The sequence below is a fragment of the Cellulophaga lytica DSM 7489 genome (assembly GCF_000190595.1).
Lineage (GTDB): Bacteria > Bacteroidota > Bacteroidia > Flavobacteriales > Flavobacteriaceae > Cellulophaga > Cellulophaga lytica.
Genome location: NC_015167.1, coordinates 1,694,669 through 1,712,726 on the forward strand (window position 1 = coordinate 1,694,669; position 18,058 = coordinate 1,712,726).

An 18,058-nucleotide genomic window follows, 5' to 3' on the forward strand; every position below is an offset into this window, starting at 1 on the left:
AAAAAAGAAAAGAAAAATAAAGAACATTAAAGTAGCGATAAAATGCTTAAAATTAAAGATTTACACGCCAATGTTGATGGCAAAGAAATACTAAAAGGAATTAATTTAGAGGTTGGCTCTGGAGAGGTACATGCTATTATGGGACCAAATGGTTCTGGTAAAAGTACATTGGCTTCTGTTATAGCTGGTAATGAAACTTACGAGGTTACAGCAGGAGATATCTTTTTAAATGAAGAAAACATTGAAGATCTTTCTCCAGAAGAAAGAGCTCATAATGGTGTTTTCTTATCATTTCAATACCCAGTAGAAATTCCTGGTGTTTCTGTAACTAACTTTATGAAAACGGCTATTAATGAGTCTCGTAAGGCAAAAGGTTTAGAAGATATGCCGGCTAAAGATATGCTTAAACTTATTAGAGATAAGTCTGAGTTGTTAGAGATAGACCGTAAATTCTTATCTCGTTCTTTAAACGAAGGTTTTTCTGGTGGTGAAAAAAAACGTAATGAGATTTTTCAAATGGCAATGTTAGAGCCTAAACTTGCTATTTTAGATGAAACAGATTCTGGTTTAGATATTGATGCTTTACGTATTGTAGCTAATGGTGTAAACAAACTAAAAAGTAAAGACAACGCTATTGTTGTTATTACACACTACCAACGTTTGTTAGAGTATATAGTGCCAGATTATGTACACGTACTTTACAATGGTAAAATTGTAAAATCTGGAACTAAAGAACTTGCTTTAGAGTTAGAAGAAAAAGGATACGATTGGATTAAGCAGGAAGCGGCAGTTTAAAAAAGTAATAAGTTAATTCTTTTAATGCATAATACTTGTGCATTAGCTACTACTTACTACTCAATATTAAATAATATGGATTTAAAAGATAAATTAGTTTCTTCATTTTTAGCGTTCGAGAATAACGTAGACGTACACAACCCTGTGCACGATGTACGTACAGAGGCTATTAAAAATTTTGAAACTAAAGGTTTTCCTTCTAAAAAAGAGGAAGCCTGGAAATACACCTCATTAAACAGCTTACAAAAAATAGATTTTAGCATCTTTCCTAAAAAAGAAAGTTCTTTAGAGTATAAGGATGTTAAAAAATACTTTATACATCAAATAGATACTTATAAAATAGTATTTGTAGATGGTGTGTATAGCTCTAACTTGTCTGAAACTACACATGATGGTGTAGATATTTGTTTAATGAGTGCAGCATTAACTAAACCAATGTATAAGGCTGTTATAGATGTTTACTTTAATAAAGTAGCTTCTAAAGACGACTCTTTAACTACATTAAACACTGCATTTAGTAGAGAGGGTGCATACATTTACATCCCAAAAAATAAAGTACCAAAAAAACCAATAGAGATTATACATTTCTCTACAGGTAATGATGCTGCTTTAATGTTGCAACCACGTAACTTAATTATTGCCGAAGAAAATTCTGAAATGCAAATTATAGAGCGTCACCAGAGTTTAACTAGTAATGAGGTGTTAACAAACTGTGTTACAGAAATTTTTGCTGCAAAAAATGCAATTGTAGATTATTATAAGGTGCAAAACGATGTAGATTCTGCATCTCTTATAGATAACACTTACGTAGATCAAAAAGATGGAAGCCACGTAAAAGTGCACACTTTTTCTTTTGGAGGTAAATTAATGCGTAATAACCTTAATTTTTATCAGAACGGAGAACGTATAGATTCTACAATGAAGGGTATTACAATTATTGGAGATAAGCAACACGTAGACCACCATACATTAGTACACCATATAGAGCCAAATTGTGAGAGTCACCAAGATTATAAAGGTATTTATGCAGACAGCGCTACAGGTGTATTTAACGGTAAAATTATAGTTGATAAAATTGCTCAGAAAACAAATGCTTTTCAGCAAAATAACAACATATTAATAAGTGATAAAGCTACTATTAACACAAAGCCACAATTAGAGATTTTTGCAGATGATGTTAAATGTTCTCACGGTTGTACTATTGGCCAGTTAGATGAAGAAGCTTTGTTTTACTTACAGTCTAGAGGTATACCTAAAAAAGAAGCAAGAGCATTACTAATGTATGCCTTTGCAAATAACGTATTAGAAAGCGTACGTATACCAGAATTAAAAGTTAGAATTAATAAATTAATAGCTAATAAATTAGGTGTTAATTTAGGTTTTGACTTGTAAAAAATACAATCTGATAGCTTAAAAAATTATGCAGAAAACAACCCTAGATATCCAAACAATACGCAAAGATTTTCCTATTTTAAGTAGAACTGTAAATGGGCAACCTTTAGTGTATTTAGATAATGCAGCAACATCACAAACGCCAAAACAGGTGTTAGATGTTATTGTGGACTATTACAGTGGTTACAATGCAAATATACATAGAGGTGTGCACACACTTTCTCAAGAAGCTACAGATAAGTATGAGCAAGCTAGAGCAACAATACAACATCATTTTAATGCTAAATTTGCGCACGAAATAATTTTTACTGCTGGTACAACACACGGTATTAACCTTGTTGCAAATGGTTTTTCATCACTATTAAAAAAGGGAGATGAAATTATTGTATCTGCATTAGAACACCATTCTAATATAGTTCCTTGGCAAATGCTATGTGAGCGTACTGGTGCGGTTTTAAAAGTAATACCAATGAACCTTAATGGTGAATTGGAACTAGACGCGTATTACGAGTTACTATCTAATAAAACAAAACTTGTTTTTTGTAACCACGTTTCTAATGCTTTAGGGACAGTTAATCCTATAAAAGAAATTATAAACGCTGCACACAATGTTGGTGCAGCTGTTTTAATAGATGGCGCACAAGCTGCACCACATATAAAAGCAGACGTGCAAGCTTTAGGTGTAGATTTTTATGTTGTATCTGCACATAAAATGTGCGGACCAACAGGGGCTGGTATGTTATACGGTAAAGAAGAGTGGTTAAATAAACTACCTCCTTACCAAGGTGGTGGCGAAATGATTGCTGAGGTTACTTTTGATAAAACAACCTACGCAGATTTGCCACATAAGTTTGAGGCTGGTACACCCAACATTTGCGGTGGTATAGCTTTTGGTGCTGCTTTAGATTATATGAATGCTATTGGTTTTAGTGCTATTGCAGATTATGAGCATGAGTTGCTAGTGTATGCAACAACGCAATTATTAACGGTAGACGGACTTAAAATTTACGGTACAGCATTAGAAAAAACATCTGTTATATCTTTTAACGCAGGTAGCATTCACCCATATGATATTGGATCTATTTTAGATAAACTTGGTATTGCAGTACGTACAGGCCACCATTGTGCACAACCAATAATGGATTTTTACGCAATACCAGGTACTGTAAGGGCTAGCTTTAGCTTTTATAATACAAAAGAAGAAGTAGATACTTTAGTTGCTGGTGTAAAAAGAGCAGTAGCAATGCTACAATAAAAAGTTAATTACTACACGCTAATTTGATAAGCACTTTTGTTATCGTATTTTTGTTTTAAATATAAACGCTTCGGCTTTTTGTAAAATTAAAAAGGAACTATGACAATTAAAGAAATACAAGAAGAAATAGTAGACGAGTTTTCTATGTTTGATGACTGGATGCAACGCTATGAATATATGATAGATCTTGGCAAGTCATTACCTTTAATAGATGAGCAATACAAAACCGATGACAATATTATAAAAGGTTGCCAAAGTAAAGTTTGGGTACATGCAGATTTAGAAGAAGATAAACTTTCTTTTACCGCAGATAGTGATGCCATTATTACAAAAGGTATTATAGCTATTTTAATACGTGCTTTTAGTGGGCAGCACCCTAAAGATATTATTGATGCAGATACCAGTTTTATTGATGAAATTGGATTAAAAGAACATTTGTCTCCTACAAGAGCAAATGGTTTGGTAAGTATGATTAAGCAAATAAAAATGTACGCCATTGCATACCAAACGCAATTAAAATAACAACAAGTAACAATTATATAAGTTATGAGTGAAGCAGTAGATACACACCAATTAGGAGAAGATATTGTAAAGGTTTTAAAAACTATTTACGATCCAGAAATTCCTGTAGATATATATGAACTAGGTTTAATTTACGATGTTTTTGTAAATGAAGATAATGATGTTAAAATACTTATGACATTAACATCTCCTAACTGCCCAGTTGCAGAATCTTTACCTGTAGAGATAGAAGAAAAAGTTAAATCTTTAGACCTTGTAAAAGGTGCTGAGGTAGAAATTACTTTTGATCCGCCTTGGACACAAGAATTAATGAGTGAAGAAGCTAAATTAGAGCTTGGACTTTTGTAATTAGTAGCTAAATTTTCTGGTTTTTAAATCTTACTATATGGCACAGTCTAATGAAATTATAAATAGGGTGGCAAGTTCTAAACTTGTTACTTTTGATTTGGAAGATTACTTTCCAAAGGAAGAAAAAGTGCTTTTAGATATAAAAGATTGGCTTTTTGAAGGCTTTATTTTAAAAGAAAAAGATTTTAGAGAACATATTGCAAAGCACAATTGGGAGCAATATAATAATGCTTATGTAGCATTGTATTGCTCTACAGATGCCATAGTGCCTGGTTGGGCATATATGTTAATTACTACGCAGCTACAACCACATGCAAAATATATAGTACAAGGAAACCTAGAGGAGTTGTATTCTTCTGTTTACCAGACTATTATAGCTAACTTAGATTTTTCTGTTTATAAAGATAAACCAGTTATTATTAAGGGGTGTAGCAACAAGCCAGTGCCGCCAAATGCATACTTATGGGCTACAGCAAAAATGCAGTCTTACGCTAAAAGTATCATGTATGGAGAGGCCTGTTCTTCTGTGCCTCTATACAAGAGAAAATAGAAGTTGGTTTTTATTTTAAAGAACTATGCTTACATTTGCGCTTCATTAAACCATTAAAAAAACTATAAAATGAAGAAAATTGTTTTAACAGCTGCACTATTATTTGTTGCAACTGTATCTTTTGCGCAAACGGAAGAAGAATTAAAAGCAGAACAAGCGGTTAAAAAAGATTCTGTTGCCGCTATACAAGCAAGAATAGGTGCTATACAGGCTAAGTTAGACGCTATGCCAGGTTGGAAAATGGGTGCTTTTGGTACTATTGGTGGTACTATTTCTAGTTTTGATAACTGGTACGCTCAAGGTTCTCCTAACAACAACTCTGGTAATATTGGTTTTACTGTTAATGCTTATGCTAACCTTAAACAAGATAAATTTTTCTGGAGAAACTCTGCTAACGTAAACCTTGCTTGGGTAAAGTTAGATGATAAGGACAACCCTAACGACAGTGATAAGTTTGAAGGTACTACAGATGTTTTTACGCTAACATCGTTATACGGTCGTAAATTATCAGAGAAATTTGCAATTTCTGGTTTAGCAGAATACAGAACTACTATTTTAAATAACTTTAACAACCCTGGTTACTTAGATTTAGGTGTTGGTGCTACTTGGACTCCAATACAAGATCTAGTAGTGGTAATACACCCATTAAACTACAACTTTGTGTTTGCAGATAACGACGCTGTTTTTGAGTCGTCTTTAGGTGCTAAAATAGTTGCAGATTACACTAAAAAAATTGGTGCAGTAAACTTTAAGTCTAACTTATCAATGTTTCAAAGCTATAAAAGCTCGGACTTGTCTAACGTAACATGGACAAACTCTTTTGGGTACACACTTTGGAAAATGATTGGTGTTGGTTTTGACTTTGGCTTAAGAAGCAATAAACAAGAAGCTTTAAACTACTCTTTAGCTCAAACTCCTGCTACAGCAACGTCTTTTGATGATGTAGACAATAAGTTACAATCGTTTTGGATGTTAGGTTTAAACTATGCATTTTAATACACTGTAGTTACTACACTATAAAATATAAAAAAAGACCGCAATTGCGGTCTTTTTTCTTTTCTATATATAAGTAAATTGTCAAGCGGTTTTAAGTAGTTTATGATGTTCGTCCAAAAAATTTAGAGAGCGTAATAAACTAGCATAAAATGCAATACTTCTGTCATCTCTTTCAATACAAGATTTTAAAAAATCTTGTAAGTCTAAATAATAAAAATTAGCTTTAAAAGTAGGTATGTAAGTATTTATGGTATTAGGATCATAAAATGTATCGTCTATCACCAAATCCATATCTAACCTTTTTCTAAAGTAGTCTATAGTTACATCTGTGGCGTTGTAATGTTTTTTTATAATTGCTATATGTAAAGCTCTAGATTTATCATCTATTCTTTGTGAGCATGTAGAAGAAATTAAACTATAGATGTTGTTTTCTATCCTTGATTTAATATCTGTATTTTTCATTATATTTTTTGATTAATTGATACCTCTAATTTACCAAATAATCTACAAAAGCCTGTTAATCAGCGTTTATAATTAACACTTGGTCTATGCCTTTGTTGTGAAACATTAAAAAAGTGTTGTGAAAGTATCTTAAACTGATGTCACAAAATTGTAAAATTTAACAGAAATCAAATTGTAAGAAATAACTTTCTTCCCGGAGTTGCTTTTGTTATGTGTAAATACAGGTGGTTTAAGTCCTTTAGTATTAGCTATTTGTGTATAGTATTCTTCTTTTGATGGGTAGTAAGGATACACTGCATTAAAAATCTCGTTCCAATAGTTTTTTTCTATTATTAGCCCTATAATTGAAATACAGTCTGTAATATCTATCAAGTTAATAGGGTAATTGCCGTTGTTTACTTCGTCTTTTTTTGCCAAATGAAAAATAGGATGTCTACCATTACCAATTAAGCCTCCAAAACGTATTATGGCTGTTTTTAAGCCTGTATCGTTTAAAAACAACTGTTCTATAGCAACCAATTGCTTTGCAGCGCTTGTTAGGGGTTTAGGAGTGGTTTTTTCGGTTATTTCACCATTTAAATCTCCGTATACAGATGTACTACTTACAAAAATTACTTTTTTAACGTTTGCTAGTTTACTATGTTTATGTACTAGCTTCATTTTAGTAAGGTAACTACTTGTGTCACCAGTTTTCATTCTTGGTGGAATATTAATAATAAGCACATCTACATTGCTCAAAAAAGCATCTAATTGTGTTGTAAAGTCATTATCATTTAAATCAACTAAAAAAGAATTTATAGATTGTTGCTCTAATAGTGTTAATTTATCTTTAGTAGTAGTACTGCCATTAATTTTATATCCTTGCTTTTGCAATGTAGTGGCTAAAGGTAAACCCAGCCATCCGCAGCCAAATACGGCTATTTTGTTTTTCAAAATTTTACTGTTTTTGTAATTAGTATTGCATCGTTTAAAACAAAAGGCATTGGTATTTCATTTACAGGTCTTGCAGGTATGCTAAAATGTTGGTTGGTTAGCAAATCATTAGAGGCCTCGTAAAAAGTAAGTTCTAAAGGTGCATTGGGCTCCAAAATTAAACTAATTTCTGTGTAATTGTTATTGCTAATGTAATGGGTTATAAACTTATTTGTAGTATCTAATAAAGAGTAATTTGGTAATGGTACTCCGTTTGCTGTGGCTTTTGCTAAAGCTACATTATTTTTATAAATATCTAAACGGTTTACTTTACGCTGTGGTGTAATACAAATTTTTAAATGTCTTTGGTTATTTATAAGTGTATCAACTGTTTTTTCAATTTTAGGTACAAGTATATTTTTTATTGGAGCATTAGTAACGTATGTAAAGTTAGAGTTGTATTTACTGCTAATTGTATTGCTAGCCAATTGCTGTGGTTTTGTTTTTGTATTGTTTACATATTGTGCCGTCCACTCTGTTAAATAACTGTCATAAGTAGCCCATTTAGCAGTATTGCTGTTGGCGTCTAATACATAAAGTAAACTACTAGGTTTGGCATTATCTTTTGTAAAGTTAGACTTTAAATGTGCCATTGCAAAACCACCTAAACTTAACAATAGACAAAGTAAAGCAAGTCTGTTTTTATGTTTGTAAAAGCCAAATATTGGCGTAATAGCAACAAATAAAAGTGTTGTTAAAACAGTACTTGCAACCAACATTTTTAAACCAAGACCAACAGGAAACATTTTTACAAAAGGTGCAAATATGGCTAATAGCGGTAGGGTTAAAAAGAATAGTAAAAAAGGATTTGGTTTTTTTTGGTTGCTAACAATCATAAAAGAAGCTAATAAAGCAAATACAGGTATTATTGTGTAACTGGCGCCTTTTAAAAATACTGCAGCCATACCAGAAATTACAAGCCATATAAAAATTGGCGCAACTACTAAATTTGGTGTTTTTAGTTTTTTAAATTTATGGTAAACGTAAAAGCATACAGCAAGTGCTACTAGGGTAAAAGTAGTTATATAGGTGTAACCGTTGTATGTAAAACCGTGTAGAATATCATTGTATTGTGGATAAATAATTTTTAAAACTGTATAACTAAAATAGCCAACTACGCCCGTAATAAGTAAGGATATAAGTAGCGGAGCAAAGCCAATAATAATTTCCTTGGCATCTAGTTTCTTATTTTTAAAACCTAATATAAGTAGTATTATAAATAGTAGAACAGCAATGGCAAACATTGGCCAAATCCAGCTAAAAGGATAGGACACTGTTTTAAACACAGGAACGGTAAAGTAAATAGCGTCTTCATTGGTTTTTAAGGTTGATAAGTCTGCATCTGCAAAATGCTGTAACAACGGCATTAAATAGCTTCCTTGGTGAGACAAAGTTTTTTTATCTAAGCGCTCATAATTATCTTTTTCGGTATGGTAGTCAAAATGATCATCTATAAAAGCAAAATTAAAACCTTGTATATCTGCATCTTCTCTAAAAACAGTTAAATCTGTATCATTAGGAAGCATTTTATAAATACTATAAGCGAAAGAATTTGCAACTGGATATTCTGGGTTTGCAGCAGTAAATTCTTCAATAAGTCTGCTGTTTCCTTGGTTGGTTTCAATAAGCATATAACTAGGTCCACCGCTTCCACGAGCTTCAAAATTTAAAACCAAACCAACATCTTTTGCCCACGGATGTTTGTTTACAAACAATTCAGCTCCATTTAAACCAAGTTCTTCTCCATCAGAAAATAAAATAATAATATCGTTTTTGGGTGTTTTATTTTCCTGTAAATAGGCGCGTACACTTTCTAAAATAGTAGCTACGCCACTACCAGCATCACTAGCGCCTAATGAAGAATGCGGATTGCTATCATAATGCGACAGTAACAACAAAGCCTTATCGCTTGTTTTGCCTTTAATTTTGGCTAAAATGTTACTTGCATAAGATAAATTACCCCAATCGCCAGCAGTGTAGCCTTCTTGTACAGTGGTTTTTAACCCTAATTTTTGTAGTTCTTCTACTATATAATTTTTTACCTCTGCGTGGGCTTTAAAGCCAATTGCGTGTGGTTTTTTACCAATTTCAGCAACGTGTTTTAGTGCTCTATCTGTAGAGAAAAATGTTGTAGAAGCATTACCATCTTGTTTATATGTTGGCATTATAGTAACAAAACTTAGGTAAGTTGCTAATAGTAAAAGTATTAAGGTTAAAATTCTTGATATTCTGTTCATTTTGTTACGTATTTCTAAATTGATACCTTAAAATTATACAAATTTGATGCTTTTAACGCAATTTATTTAGATAATTCATTAAAAATCACTAAGTTTAAGATTAACCTAAAACCAAATATTATGGGAATAAAAAGCTTTCAAGGAGTGCGGAAGACCGTTAAAAAGGAATTTGAAGCACCAATTTTAGTAGAAGACTATATGACTAAAAAGTTAATAACGTTTAAACCAGACCAATCTATTTTAGAAGTAATGGAGCTGTTTACCAAGCACAATATTTCTGGTGGACCGGTTTTGGATAATAATGGATTTTTAGTAGGTATTATTTCTGAGGCAGATTGTATGAAACAAATCTCGGAGAGTCGTTACTTTAACCAGCCAATACTAAACAAAAGTGTAGAAAATTTTATGACTAGAGATGTAGAGTTTATTTCTCCAGACATAAGTATTTTTGATGCAGCTGGTATTTTTGTTAGGCACAATAGGCGCAGACTTCCTGTACTTAAAAATGATATTTTAGTTGGACAAATTAGTAGAAAAGATGTAGTAATTGCAGCATTAAAGTTAAATGGGCAAAATTATAAATAGCGTACCTTATGATTTCTCTTTTTTTATGAATGGTTTCTGTCCCCAGAAACCATTTTTTGTTTAAGGAGTAGAGCTACTCGCGTTTCACAATCATATAATAATCATTATCTAAGGGTAAATAGCCAAGGTCGTATACAAAAAAATAGGTAGTTCCTTTTTTGGTGGTGTAGGTGTTTGTTATAAACTCAAAGTCAAACCCCTTGTCTATAAGCCTAGTACGTGTAGTTTTGGTTTTTCCCTCGGTTAAAGTAAAACTATCTAAAACCCTATAGTTTTTACGCAGCCTATTGTTTATGTTTCTAATTAGGTTTTTACTGTCTTTATTAATTTTATTGTTGTAGGCATTTCTGCAATAATCTTCACAGAACTTTTTATCTGCTCTACCAACCAGTTTTTTTCCGCATTCTAAACAAGTAGTCTCCAAATTTATATGTAATTTTTAAAAGGTTTTATGTTTAACAAGTTACAAATAAAACTGTTATGTTAAATTTAGCTTATACTAATCTTGTATTTAGTTAACAAACCAGCTAAGCCATTTTTAGAGAATTTAGCACCTTTTAAGTTGTTATTATCGGGGTCTATAGTATAGTTATAAGCGGTTCTAAAATCGGCTTTTTCTAAGTTAGAATCATCAAAAATAGCATTCTTTAAATTACAGCGATCAAAACTAGACTGGGTTAGGTTAGCCATAGAAAAATCTACCTGTTCTAAGTTACAATTTTTAAACATCGTCTTTTTAATAGCAAGCGTATAGAACGATGCTAGCTGCAAATTACAATCTGTAAAGGTAAATGATAGCAAAAAAGGATTACAGCTGTTAAACAGTACTCCTAAGAGCTTACAATTATTAAAAGTTGTGTTGTTAAAAGAGGTGTTCTTGGTTTTTGCATTGGTAAAATCACAGCCAATAAACGTACATTCTACAAAATTAACATCAGACAAAAAAGCTTCGGTAAACATACACTCTTTAAAAATGCAATTGTCATACTCTGCGGTTGGCAATCTATTTATAGTAAAATTTTCTTTGGTAAATGTTTTGTCTAATATTAGCGCATTCATATGTTTTTGTTATTATGTGTAGCTTCAATTTTGTTTTTAAAAAATGCTTTGTCTTTAGCAGAGATTCTATTTAAAGTGGAGTTTATACCTCCTTTAAGCGTGTTATATTTATTTAGAGTAAAATCTAACTTTATAATTGTTTCAAAAAGTACTTTTTTAGTTTCTACACTTTTTATATCAGCAATCGGAATTGTGGTTTTTTTAAGGATGGTTCTTGTTTTTTTTATCCAGATAGTATAGTCAGAAACGTAAATAGTGTTAGTATCAATTTCACATATTACTTTGCTTTGTTTAAACTGATTGTATATTAATAGCAGTAAATAAATTGAAATTACTACAGGAGAAAGCAATATAATAGAGATAAATATTAAGAAAAATATAGATTTTATATCAGTTATAGTTTTGCCATCAAAAAAACTCATAAACATTGTTAAAGAGAGTATTGATAATCCTATAAAAAAGAGTAGAAGAATAGTAAACACAAGTATTCGTATAACTTTTTCTTTTTTAGATTGATAAAAAATAGTTTTGTTTTCTGGCATTATGTATTGTTATTCTAAACTTTGAGAATACGCAAGTATACTAAATCAACATTTTTTAGGTTCCTATATTTTCTCAGTTTTTTAGCCTTTATTGTACTTTTTGTGTTCTATTTTCTTCTTTTCTAAAATTGCATAAAATTTTCGTGGAGATATTTTCAGATCCTTTGTAATGTCACTTACCTTTTTCTTCCCTTTTTTGTACAGTTTTAAATTATCGTTTACTTTTTTATTAAAGTAGTGTTTTTCTAATTTTTCAACTATTTGTAATTCAGTTAAATTAGAGTCCTTTGCGTAGTTATCAATTTCTAGTTTAATTTTTTTAAGAATTTCACTCATATTTATGTGTGCTAATGTGTTTATGTAGTTTAAGCACTAAAGTTAACAAATAAATAATATGCAGAAAGTCGGCGAGCCCATACGCTTTGGGATTTGTATATGGGTTAGAACTAGCAATTAATTACACACGTTATTAGCAAACGTTATTCGCTAAATGTTCCATCTCCATTCCATTTTAAAATTTTTGAAGGTGTATCAAAGAATGGCCCAAAATCACTCACTGGTTTTTGATCTTTATACTTAAGCCTTAATATATTAGCAATAACTTTAATTAATTACTGTGTTTTAATTAGGATTATCGTCTGTTAAATAACCATTAAAAACATAACCTTCAGTAGCATATGTACTGTTTGTATTTAATTTTATACACACCCAGTCTCCAGTAATGTATTCATTTATATCCTCATTATAAATTGTTAATTTTTTATTTGTTCTTCGGATAACGTTTACAGCTTCTCCGTAATTTAATGTATGAATTACTTTTCCTTTTTTTCCAGGCTGATCTCTGCAATAAAGACCTTTTTTTGCTGATACGTATTTCCAATGGTTTGTTCTTGTAAAGTTGAACTTGATATCGTTGGTTGATATACGATCAAGGGATAATGAATTTCTAAGATAAATAACTATTCCTCTGCTGCTAATAGTATCCGATAGTTTTCCGTAAGCATCAGAAGAGTATTTTTCAATTATAATACCATCACCTCTATTAGAGTAAAAGGTTTTGCTTTGGGAAGGTATTATGTATTTGCTTGTATAAGTTAAAGAATCTGTAGCTATCAATTCTTTTCCATTATTTCTTAAGAATAAAATTTTTGACTTATAAAATGAATTGTCTGAGTTGTTTTTAAACCCCCAAAACACTAGCGCATCTAAAAAATTATCATGACCATAATCAAATGTAACTATATGCTTACTCATAATAGATACTCCTTTTGAAGATATTATGTCTAAATCTACTGTGTTTTTTGTTGCTATTTTGGCCGCACTAATTATAGAAGCTTCATCGTTTGCTAATATTTTTTTTTCATTACTAATTTGGTTCTTTTGTGGGGTAATGACTTTTTTACAAGAAAAAGAAGCAAATAATAACACTAGGCTTAATATGTGAGTACTCTTAATCATAACTGTAATCTTTTCAAATTTATAACAGTCTAAATATTAAGATTATTTTATACTAAAGTAACCACCAATATATATTCGTGGTTTTTCAATTTATATTCGGTGTTAAAAAATTAACTGATAGGAGACTGAGGGAGCAGGTCTGAGGTTAGTATTGTTTGTAGGTTGTGTTGTACACAGGCTTTTTTTACACCTATTTTTTTACAAATACAATTAGTTTGGTGTTCTCCCGATCATCTTGGTTATTTTGATATTCAAAGGTCAAAGTTGCATCATTCTCGTCTCCTGAAGGACTTGCCCATTCTCTTCCTTGCTTAACATCAAACTCTAACATTCCATCTATGCCACCCGTTTTCCAAGTTCCATTTTTTTGAAGTCCAACACCTTCGATTTCATCAAATTTATAAGTTCCGTCCGCTAATAAAATTAATTCTGGGTATTGACTATGTAACTCTTTTTTAGCAATTATTTGTTTGGAAGAGTCATACAATTGGTAAGTCCCAGCTAAGTCATCCATTTGATTTTTATGCAACGATGGTAAAATGAGTAAGTAGTATAAAGCTATTAGTCCAAAACATAAAATTGAAACAATTCCTATGCCGTAACCTATCTTTTTTACTTTAGAAGATTTCTTGCTAAGCCCAATTAGTATAAAAATTAGAGAAATTATTAAGGTTATTCCTCCAACAAAAATTAGAAATATGAATAATAAACTTTCTAGCATATTAATTTTTTAGCTTGTGTATAATGGTTGAGTTAAGCTTATTGTTTAGTTTTAGCTCAAAAATCCGTATTACGTTTAAGGATTGTTAGCAATAGTTATTTGCAAGTTTATTCTATTTTGAGTTCCACTATTGTTGGGTCTTTGCCAGAATAACTCAATTCTATTTGTTGACCAATAATAAGATTTTTATGTTCTTCTTTATTAATTTGTTCTTCGGCAATTATAGTCTGTCCGTCTTCGGTTATAAACTTGACTTTAGCATAATAAATTTTGCCAGTCCCTGTTTTTCTTACTATCTTAGTAATATTAGTTGATATTATTGTGCCATTAGTTTTTATTCCATATTGGGAGATATCATTTGATTTTTTAAAAGTAAAATTCATTATAAAAGTCATATAAAGTATAAAACACAGGGGAATAGATGAAATAGCTAAAAGTTTAAACTTCATATCATTTCCGTGCTCAACTCTGTCGTGATAATCTTGAATATTTCTAAAATTGTAAAAAGTTTGAATTAAACAAAACATTGTTAATGCAGTACCAAGTACTGAAAATATTAGTGGAGAAAGATTATAAATACTATTAGGTATAAATAATAGAAAAACAACTATTGAAAGAATCATAGCCAAAGCCCAAATCCATCTCTGTTTATTATCATTACTGCGATGAATAATATTAGTTTGTTTATCAAAAACCACAAATCCATTCTCATTTGCTGTATTAATTAAAAAAGGAAGAACCTCGTCTACCTTTTCATAGGTCAATCCAAGAATGGTAATGTCGTGTCCAGCATTATCAATTAATGGACCATCGCTCCAAATTCCATCATCAATATTTTCATCTGATAATTCAGAAATACAAGGGTATTTAGATGTGAATTTTTGAATTAAAGTCACAAAATCCTGTCTAGGCTTTTTATTCTTTTCTCTAAGGTCAAGCTTTTCTAGCAGATCCCATGCAATTTTATCAATTTTTGGAATGTCCTTTCTAGTTATTGAAACTATGTAGCTCAAGAGATTTTATTTTTTATAATTTTTGCTAACGGTTTTGTGTATGAAACGGAGCGTATAAATAAACGCTAACTTTTCGGATTTAGCACGAGCCGAATTTTTTATTTTGTTTTATCATTCAATATTACCATTCCATAAAATAACCAGGGCATTAATGTCATTCCATAAGAATAACTATTCTTTTTTTGATATAGTTTAGATAATTCTACATTGATAAGATATTTGGGGACTATTCTAATGAATGGGATTAATAATAAAATAAGCCACCATAATGGCTTTTTGGTAATTTCTAAAAAGATTAAATCTTTTTTAATTGGGATTAAAGCGTATAAGCCTTTTTTATTATGATTTACAAATAAAACATATGAACTGTAATAGAATATAATAAAAGTAGATAAGATGAGCTTAGAATATAAAATAGAAGTTAAAAACATTGTGATATTAAAACTCTTTAATGAAAATATTATATTGTCAAAAGGATATATAAATAATTCAGTTATAATATTAAACGAAGGACGTTCAAAAGTCTCACCTCCACTAAAATTCGTTACTAAGTTCATTAATCCAACTTCTGCTTTCTGGGTTTGACTTACTGGATGTATGATTTTATTTAAATAATGAAAAATTAAATCATTTCCATATTTTAAAACACAGTTTGTAATAATAAAAGTTAGTATATAAATTAAAAAGACATTAAATGAAATTTTAGTTTTTCTGATTTTTAGAATTAGAAAAACTAAGCAAAATGAAAAAATAATTCCAGTATTAATTGGGTTAAAAAGTAATTGAAAAAAACCTACGCTTTTAGGCGTTTGAATGTTAAGGATTAAATAGCAAAATTTCTCAAAAAATGAAGTAAATAAAATAAAAAGAAGACTATATTTTAATGTGTGATTAAAATTTATATTTAATGAGGTTTCAATTTTTTATTTTTTATAGCTAGAAAAATCAAAAATAATATAGCCAAAATTTCTAAAATAATAAAATGAAAATATATTGATTCTTCTAAAACATATATATAAATCCATACATATAATTTTTCAATAAGTGATATTAATAGTAGGATGGTTAAACTATATTTTAGTAAATTTTTATAATTCATAATATTTATTATAATTACTAACGTTTATGTATATAGTTAGTGGCGTGTTTAAGCCCCCAATTTAGTAAATAAAAACCGAATAGAAAATCCGCGAGTCCCGACGCTTCGGGATTCGTAAGTAGGCGAGCACTAAGCCTTTGCTATTGCAAAATCAGGACTAATATATGATGATTTTTATAGAAGTATTTTAGTTAATAATTAATGAGTTTTAACTTGTTTTTTACCACAGTACTTTGTTGGCATTTCGTTGTTTTTTATTCCGACTTATTTTTATTCCGACTTATTTTTATTCGACTTAACTAACTTTTTGTTTTTCCTGCGTTTGAGTGAATTCGGTCATTATTTTATTCCGTAAATTTTTCAATTCCGATTGAGTGAGCAATTCCGCAATTTGCTAAATTCCGCTTTCAATTCGGGTTTTGGTTATCAATTCAGTTTTCAATTCTGCAAACTAGTTTAATTCCGAGTTCAATTATTTTATTCTGTTTTTCTCTTTTTAGTAAAGAATTCATAAACTGCTTCTATCCAAAAGAAGAAAAAGAAAAGTTTGAAATATTTTAAATAATATGGGCAATCAATAAAATAAGGCAAAAATCCAATTAAGCCTATGAAACCAAGTAATTTTATTTTTTTCATTTATTATTCCGATTTTATTGGTTCATATTGCGTTTCGTGTCAATGAATGCCAACGGTCTCGTATAACCGTCAGTTACGGGTTTTTATGTTTAAATTTTCGATTTAGCACTGACTATAGCAATTCCGAGTGGATTCGGACGTAGTCGAATCCGCCGTAATTGCGGTTATGCATTGTTGTGTAACGTTTTTTATTCATTCCGTTATCAACCTTTTCCAATAAATTTTGTCTGCATATAAATTTCGGCAATAATCCAAAATCCGATTAACACAGCCATAATCACAAAGGTTTTATTCAGTTTTTTTATATTCTTAATAACCAGAAATATTGATTGAGAAAAAATCAGTCCAATTAAAATCAGAGTTACAATTAATTTATAAATCGCAAATTGTGTTTTGGATAAATCATAATAACTATACATATTTCCCCAAAGTCCATTACTGTCAGACATAGTAGACAAGAATTGATAGCCATAAAAAACAACGAAAATCCCAAAAACTGGAATTGTCAAAATCGGAATTATTTTATGGTAAAGTTTTAATTTCATTTTCTGAATTTTGTTCTAAACGATGAGTTTTCTCAACTTACACACAACGTTTCAGCTATGAGTAGTGCGGAGGCAAGGAAACCTTTTTGTTTCCGTCTTCGCACCTAGCAAAAGCTTTTTGTTTTGATTTATATTTTTTCACCAGAGCAAAATCCAAAAGATTTTGCGGACATAGTAAATATACGCTTACTTTAGATTAAACAACAAATTCCGCATTACTTATAGGTATTGTTAGGCTTAGTTATTTCTGCTCCTGTTAATTCTTCTAGTTCTTTAAGATGTTTGTTTTCTATATTATTTCCAGTTAAAATTAGACGTCTTAGCTTTGTAAGTTTGCTTATTTCATTTGGTATTTTAGAAATTTCGTTATTTGTTAAATCTAGTGTTTCTAGATTAGTCATGTCCCATACAAAGTCTGGAATTTTATCAATTCCCATATCTTTAAAACTTATCTGCTGATAGCCTTTTAAATGTTCCTTTCCCATTCTAGAAATTTTTTTATTTTCAATTTCTATTTTAGAATTAAGAACAGACCGATTTTTTCCATCAAATTTGGTTATCAATATCCATTCAGATTTGGCGTATTTATTACTTTTACTACGCATATCTTTTGTTAACATTAAATAAGTAAGAGTAATACCAAATAATATTAAAATACCGCCCATTATGCCACTAAAGATTTGAGAACCTTTTGAACCTAATATTTCCCTTAGTAATTTTGCTGTTAACTTTTTAGGTTTAAAATCTGGATTCCATTTTTTAATTGCATAATAAAGTATCCAACTACCTGTGATAATAGTAAAAATTGAAATTCCGTAAAGTATTATTTTTATTTCCATATTTTTTTATAATTATGCCTAACGGATGATAG

22 protein-coding genes are annotated in these 18,058 nt (G+C 30.4%); 8 read left to right on the forward strand and 14 right to left on the reverse strand.

All coding sequences use genetic code 11. The features are described 5' to 3' along the window. Positions 1 to 42: 42 nt before the first annotated feature. The 7 genes from sufC to CELLY_RS07640 all read left to right on the forward strand — a co-directional run bounded on the left by sufC (position 43) and on the right by CELLY_RS07640 (position 5,858). A complete protein-coding gene (gene sufC, locus CELLY_RS07610; protein WP_013621083.1) occupies positions 43 to 795 on the forward strand; it encodes a Fe-S cluster assembly ATPase SufC in 753 nt (250 codons plus the stop codon). Between the two features lie 75 nt (positions 796 to 870). Continuing rightward, entirely contained in the window at positions 871 to 2,187 is a 1,317-nt protein-coding gene (sufD, locus tag CELLY_RS07615) for a Fe-S cluster assembly protein SufD (RefSeq protein ID WP_034647069.1), read from the forward strand. A gap of 28 nt (positions 2,188 to 2,215) precedes the next feature. Continuing rightward, positions 2,216 to 3,442 (forward strand): aminotransferase class V-fold PLP-dependent enzyme, encoded by a 1,227-nt coding sequence (locus CELLY_RS07620; protein ID WP_013621085.1) that lies wholly within the window; start codon positions 2,216 to 2,218, stop codon positions 3,440 to 3,442. A 99-nt stretch (positions 3,443 to 3,541) separates the two neighbouring features. Continuing rightward, the gene (locus tag CELLY_RS07625) at positions 3,542 to 3,964 is read left to right on the forward strand and encodes a SufE family protein (protein ID WP_013621086.1); all 423 of its coding nucleotides are present in this window, start codon (positions 3,542 to 3,544) and stop codon (positions 3,962 to 3,964) included. A gap of 24 nt (positions 3,965 to 3,988) precedes the next feature. Then, positions 3,989 to 4,312, forward strand: coding sequence for a DUF59 domain-containing protein (locus CELLY_RS07630; protein ID WP_013621087.1), 324 nt, complete (start codon positions 3,989 to 3,991; stop codon positions 4,310 to 4,312). 37 nt (positions 4,313 to 4,349) lie between these two features. Next, entirely contained in the window at positions 4,350 to 4,862 is a 513-nt protein-coding gene (locus CELLY_RS07635; protein WP_013621088.1) for a DUF2480 family protein, read from the forward strand. Between the two features lie 69 nt (positions 4,863 to 4,931). Next, on the forward strand, positions 4,932 to 5,858 hold the full coding sequence (locus CELLY_RS07640) for a DUF3078 domain-containing protein (protein ID WP_013621089.1): 927 nt from the start codon (positions 4,932 to 4,934) through the stop codon (positions 5,856 to 5,858). Between the two features lie 81 nt (positions 5,859 to 5,939). On the opposite strand, the gene CELLY_RS07645 is transcribed toward CELLY_RS07640, so the two are convergent. The 3 genes from CELLY_RS07645 to CELLY_RS07655 form a co-directional block, all read right to left on the reverse strand. Further along, complete coding sequence (locus CELLY_RS07645; RefSeq protein WP_013621090.1) at positions 5,940 to 6,320, reverse strand: hypothetical protein; 381 nt, start codon at positions 6,318 to 6,320, stop codon at positions 5,940 to 5,942. Positions 6,321 to 6,449: 129 nt separating this feature from the next. Continuing rightward, positions 6,450 to 7,253, reverse strand: a complete 804-nt coding sequence (locus tag CELLY_RS07650) for an NAD(P)H-binding protein (protein WP_013621091.1) — start codon at positions 7,251 to 7,253, stop codon at positions 6,450 to 6,452. Then, positions 7,250 to 9,529: a M28 family peptidase gene (locus CELLY_RS07655; RefSeq protein WP_013621092.1), complete on the reverse strand. Its 2,280-nt coding sequence runs from the start codon at positions 9,527 to 9,529 to the stop codon at positions 7,250 to 7,252. Before CELLY_RS07655 ends, CELLY_RS07650 begins: the two co-directional genes overlap by 4 nt. 120 nt (positions 9,530 to 9,649) lie before the next feature. On the opposite strand from CELLY_RS07655, the gene CELLY_RS07660 reads away from it, so the two are divergent. Continuing rightward, positions 9,650 to 10,114, forward strand: coding sequence for a CBS domain-containing protein (locus CELLY_RS07660; protein ID WP_013621093.1), 465 nt, complete (start codon positions 9,650 to 9,652; stop codon positions 10,112 to 10,114). A 73-nt stretch (positions 10,115 to 10,187) separates the two neighbouring features. Here CELLY_RS07660 and CELLY_RS07665 read toward each other — a convergent pair whose 3' ends face one another. The 11 genes from CELLY_RS07665 to CELLY_RS07710 form a co-directional block, all read right to left on the reverse strand. Further along, positions 10,188 to 10,538: a hypothetical protein gene (locus CELLY_RS07665; protein WP_013621094.1), complete on the reverse strand. Its 351-nt coding sequence runs from the start codon at positions 10,536 to 10,538 to the stop codon at positions 10,188 to 10,190. 65 nt (positions 10,539 to 10,603) lie between these two features. After that, positions 10,604 to 11,173: a pentapeptide repeat-containing protein gene (locus CELLY_RS07670; protein ID WP_013621095.1), complete on the reverse strand. Its 570-nt coding sequence runs from the start codon at positions 11,171 to 11,173 to the stop codon at positions 10,604 to 10,606. Continuing rightward, positions 11,170 to 11,715 (reverse strand): hypothetical protein, encoded by a 546-nt coding sequence (locus CELLY_RS07675; RefSeq protein WP_013621096.1) that lies wholly within the window; start codon positions 11,713 to 11,715, stop codon positions 11,170 to 11,172. Before CELLY_RS07675 ends, CELLY_RS07670 begins: the two co-directional genes overlap by 4 nt. An 81-nt stretch (positions 11,716 to 11,796) precedes the next feature. Continuing rightward, entirely contained in the window at positions 11,797 to 12,051 is a 255-nt protein-coding gene (locus CELLY_RS07680) for a hypothetical protein (protein ID WP_013621097.1), read from the reverse strand. Between the two features lie 285 nt (positions 12,052 to 12,336). Then, positions 12,337 to 13,173 (reverse strand): SH3 domain-containing protein, encoded by an 837-nt coding sequence (locus tag CELLY_RS07685; RefSeq protein WP_013621098.1) that lies wholly within the window; start codon positions 13,171 to 13,173, stop codon positions 12,337 to 12,339. Between the two features lie 190 nt (positions 13,174 to 13,363). Beyond that, a complete protein-coding gene (locus tag CELLY_RS07690) occupies positions 13,364 to 13,894 on the reverse strand; it encodes a hypothetical protein (protein ID WP_013621099.1) in 531 nt (176 codons plus the stop codon). Positions 13,895 to 14,001: 107 nt separating this feature from the next. Further along, complete coding sequence (locus CELLY_RS07695) at positions 14,002 to 14,907, reverse strand: DUF3592 domain-containing protein (RefSeq protein ID WP_013621100.1); 906 nt, start codon at positions 14,905 to 14,907, stop codon at positions 14,002 to 14,004. Between the two features lie 98 nt (positions 14,908 to 15,005). Further along, positions 15,006 to 15,464, reverse strand: a complete 459-nt coding sequence (locus tag CELLY_RS07700) for a DUF5684 domain-containing protein (RefSeq protein WP_013621101.1) — start codon at positions 15,462 to 15,464, stop codon at positions 15,006 to 15,008. A 1,019-nt stretch (positions 15,465 to 16,483) separates the two neighbouring features. After that, the gene (locus CELLY_RS17055; protein ID WP_169309921.1) at positions 16,484 to 16,642 is read right to left on the reverse strand and encodes a hypothetical protein; all 159 of its coding nucleotides are present in this window, start codon (positions 16,640 to 16,642) and stop codon (positions 16,484 to 16,486) included. Positions 16,643 to 16,845: 203 nt separating this feature from the next. Beyond that, on the reverse strand, positions 16,846 to 17,187 hold the full coding sequence (locus CELLY_RS07705; RefSeq protein ID WP_013621103.1) for a hypothetical protein: 342 nt from the start codon (positions 17,185 to 17,187) through the stop codon (positions 16,846 to 16,848). Positions 17,188 to 17,402: 215 nt separating this feature from the next. Further along, positions 17,403 to 18,026 carry a leucine-rich repeat domain-containing protein gene (locus CELLY_RS07710; RefSeq protein WP_013621104.1) on the reverse strand — a complete coding sequence of 208 codons (624 nt, stop codon included), beginning with the start codon at positions 18,024 to 18,026 and terminating at the stop codon, positions 17,403 to 17,405. Positions 18,027 to 18,058: the final 32 nt, after the last annotated feature.

Coding starts and splice junctions, on each gene's coding strand:
- CELLY_RS07685 (WP_013621098.1), bottom strand. CDS start 13,173: ATGATTAAGAGTACTCACATATTAAGCCTAGTGTTATTATTTGCTTCT.
- CELLY_RS17055 (WP_169309921.1), bottom strand. CDS start 16,642: ATGAAAAAAATAAAATTACTTGGTTTCATAGGCTTAATTGGATTTTTG.
- CELLY_RS07705 (WP_013621103.1), bottom strand. CDS start 17,187: ATGAAATTAAAACTTTACCATAAAATAATTCCGATTTTGACAATTCCA.
- CELLY_RS07675 (WP_013621096.1), bottom strand. CDS start 11,715: ATGCCAGAAAACAAAACTATTTTTTATCAATCTAAAAAAGAAAAAGTT.
- CELLY_RS07620 (WP_013621085.1), top strand. CDS start 2,216: ATGCAGAAAACAACCCTAGATATCCAAACAATACGCAAAGATTTTCCT.
- CELLY_RS07655 (WP_013621092.1), bottom strand. CDS start 9,529: ATGAACAGAATATCAAGAATTTTAACCTTAATACTTTTACTATTAGCA.
- CELLY_RS07680 (WP_013621097.1), bottom strand. CDS start 12,051: ATGAGTGAAATTCTTAAAAAAATTAAACTAGAAATTGATAACTACGCA.
- sufC (WP_013621083.1), top strand. CDS start 43: ATGCTTAAAATTAAAGATTTACACGCCAATGTTGATGGCAAAGAAATA.
- CELLY_RS07710 (WP_013621104.1), bottom strand. CDS start 18,026: ATGGAAATAAAAATAATACTTTACGGAATTTCAATTTTTACTATTATC.
- CELLY_RS07660 (WP_013621093.1), top strand. CDS start 9,650: ATGGGAATAAAAAGCTTTCAAGGAGTGCGGAAGACCGTTAAAAAGGAA.
- CELLY_RS07700 (WP_013621101.1), bottom strand. CDS start 15,464: ATGAACTTAGTAACGAATTTTAGTGGAGGTGAGACTTTTGAACGTCCT.
- CELLY_RS07645 (WP_013621090.1), bottom strand. CDS start 6,320: ATGAAAAATACAGATATTAAATCAAGGATAGAAAACAACATCTATAGT.
- CELLY_RS07635 (WP_013621088.1), top strand. CDS start 4,350: ATGGCACAGTCTAATGAAATTATAAATAGGGTGGCAAGTTCTAAACTT.
- CELLY_RS07625 (WP_013621086.1), top strand. CDS start 3,542: ATGACAATTAAAGAAATACAAGAAGAAATAGTAGACGAGTTTTCTATG.
- CELLY_RS07690 (WP_013621099.1), bottom strand. CDS start 13,894: ATGCTAGAAAGTTTATTATTCATATTTCTAATTTTTGTTGGAGGAATA.
- sufD (WP_034647069.1), top strand. CDS start 871: ATGGATTTAAAAGATAAATTAGTTTCTTCATTTTTAGCGTTCGAGAAT.
- CELLY_RS07630 (WP_013621087.1), top strand. CDS start 3,989: ATGAGTGAAGCAGTAGATACACACCAATTAGGAGAAGATATTGTAAAG.
- CELLY_RS07670 (WP_013621095.1), bottom strand. CDS start 11,173: ATGAATGCGCTAATATTAGACAAAACATTTACCAAAGAAAATTTTACT.
- CELLY_RS07640 (WP_013621089.1), top strand. CDS start 4,932: ATGAAGAAAATTGTTTTAACAGCTGCACTATTATTTGTTGCAACTGTA.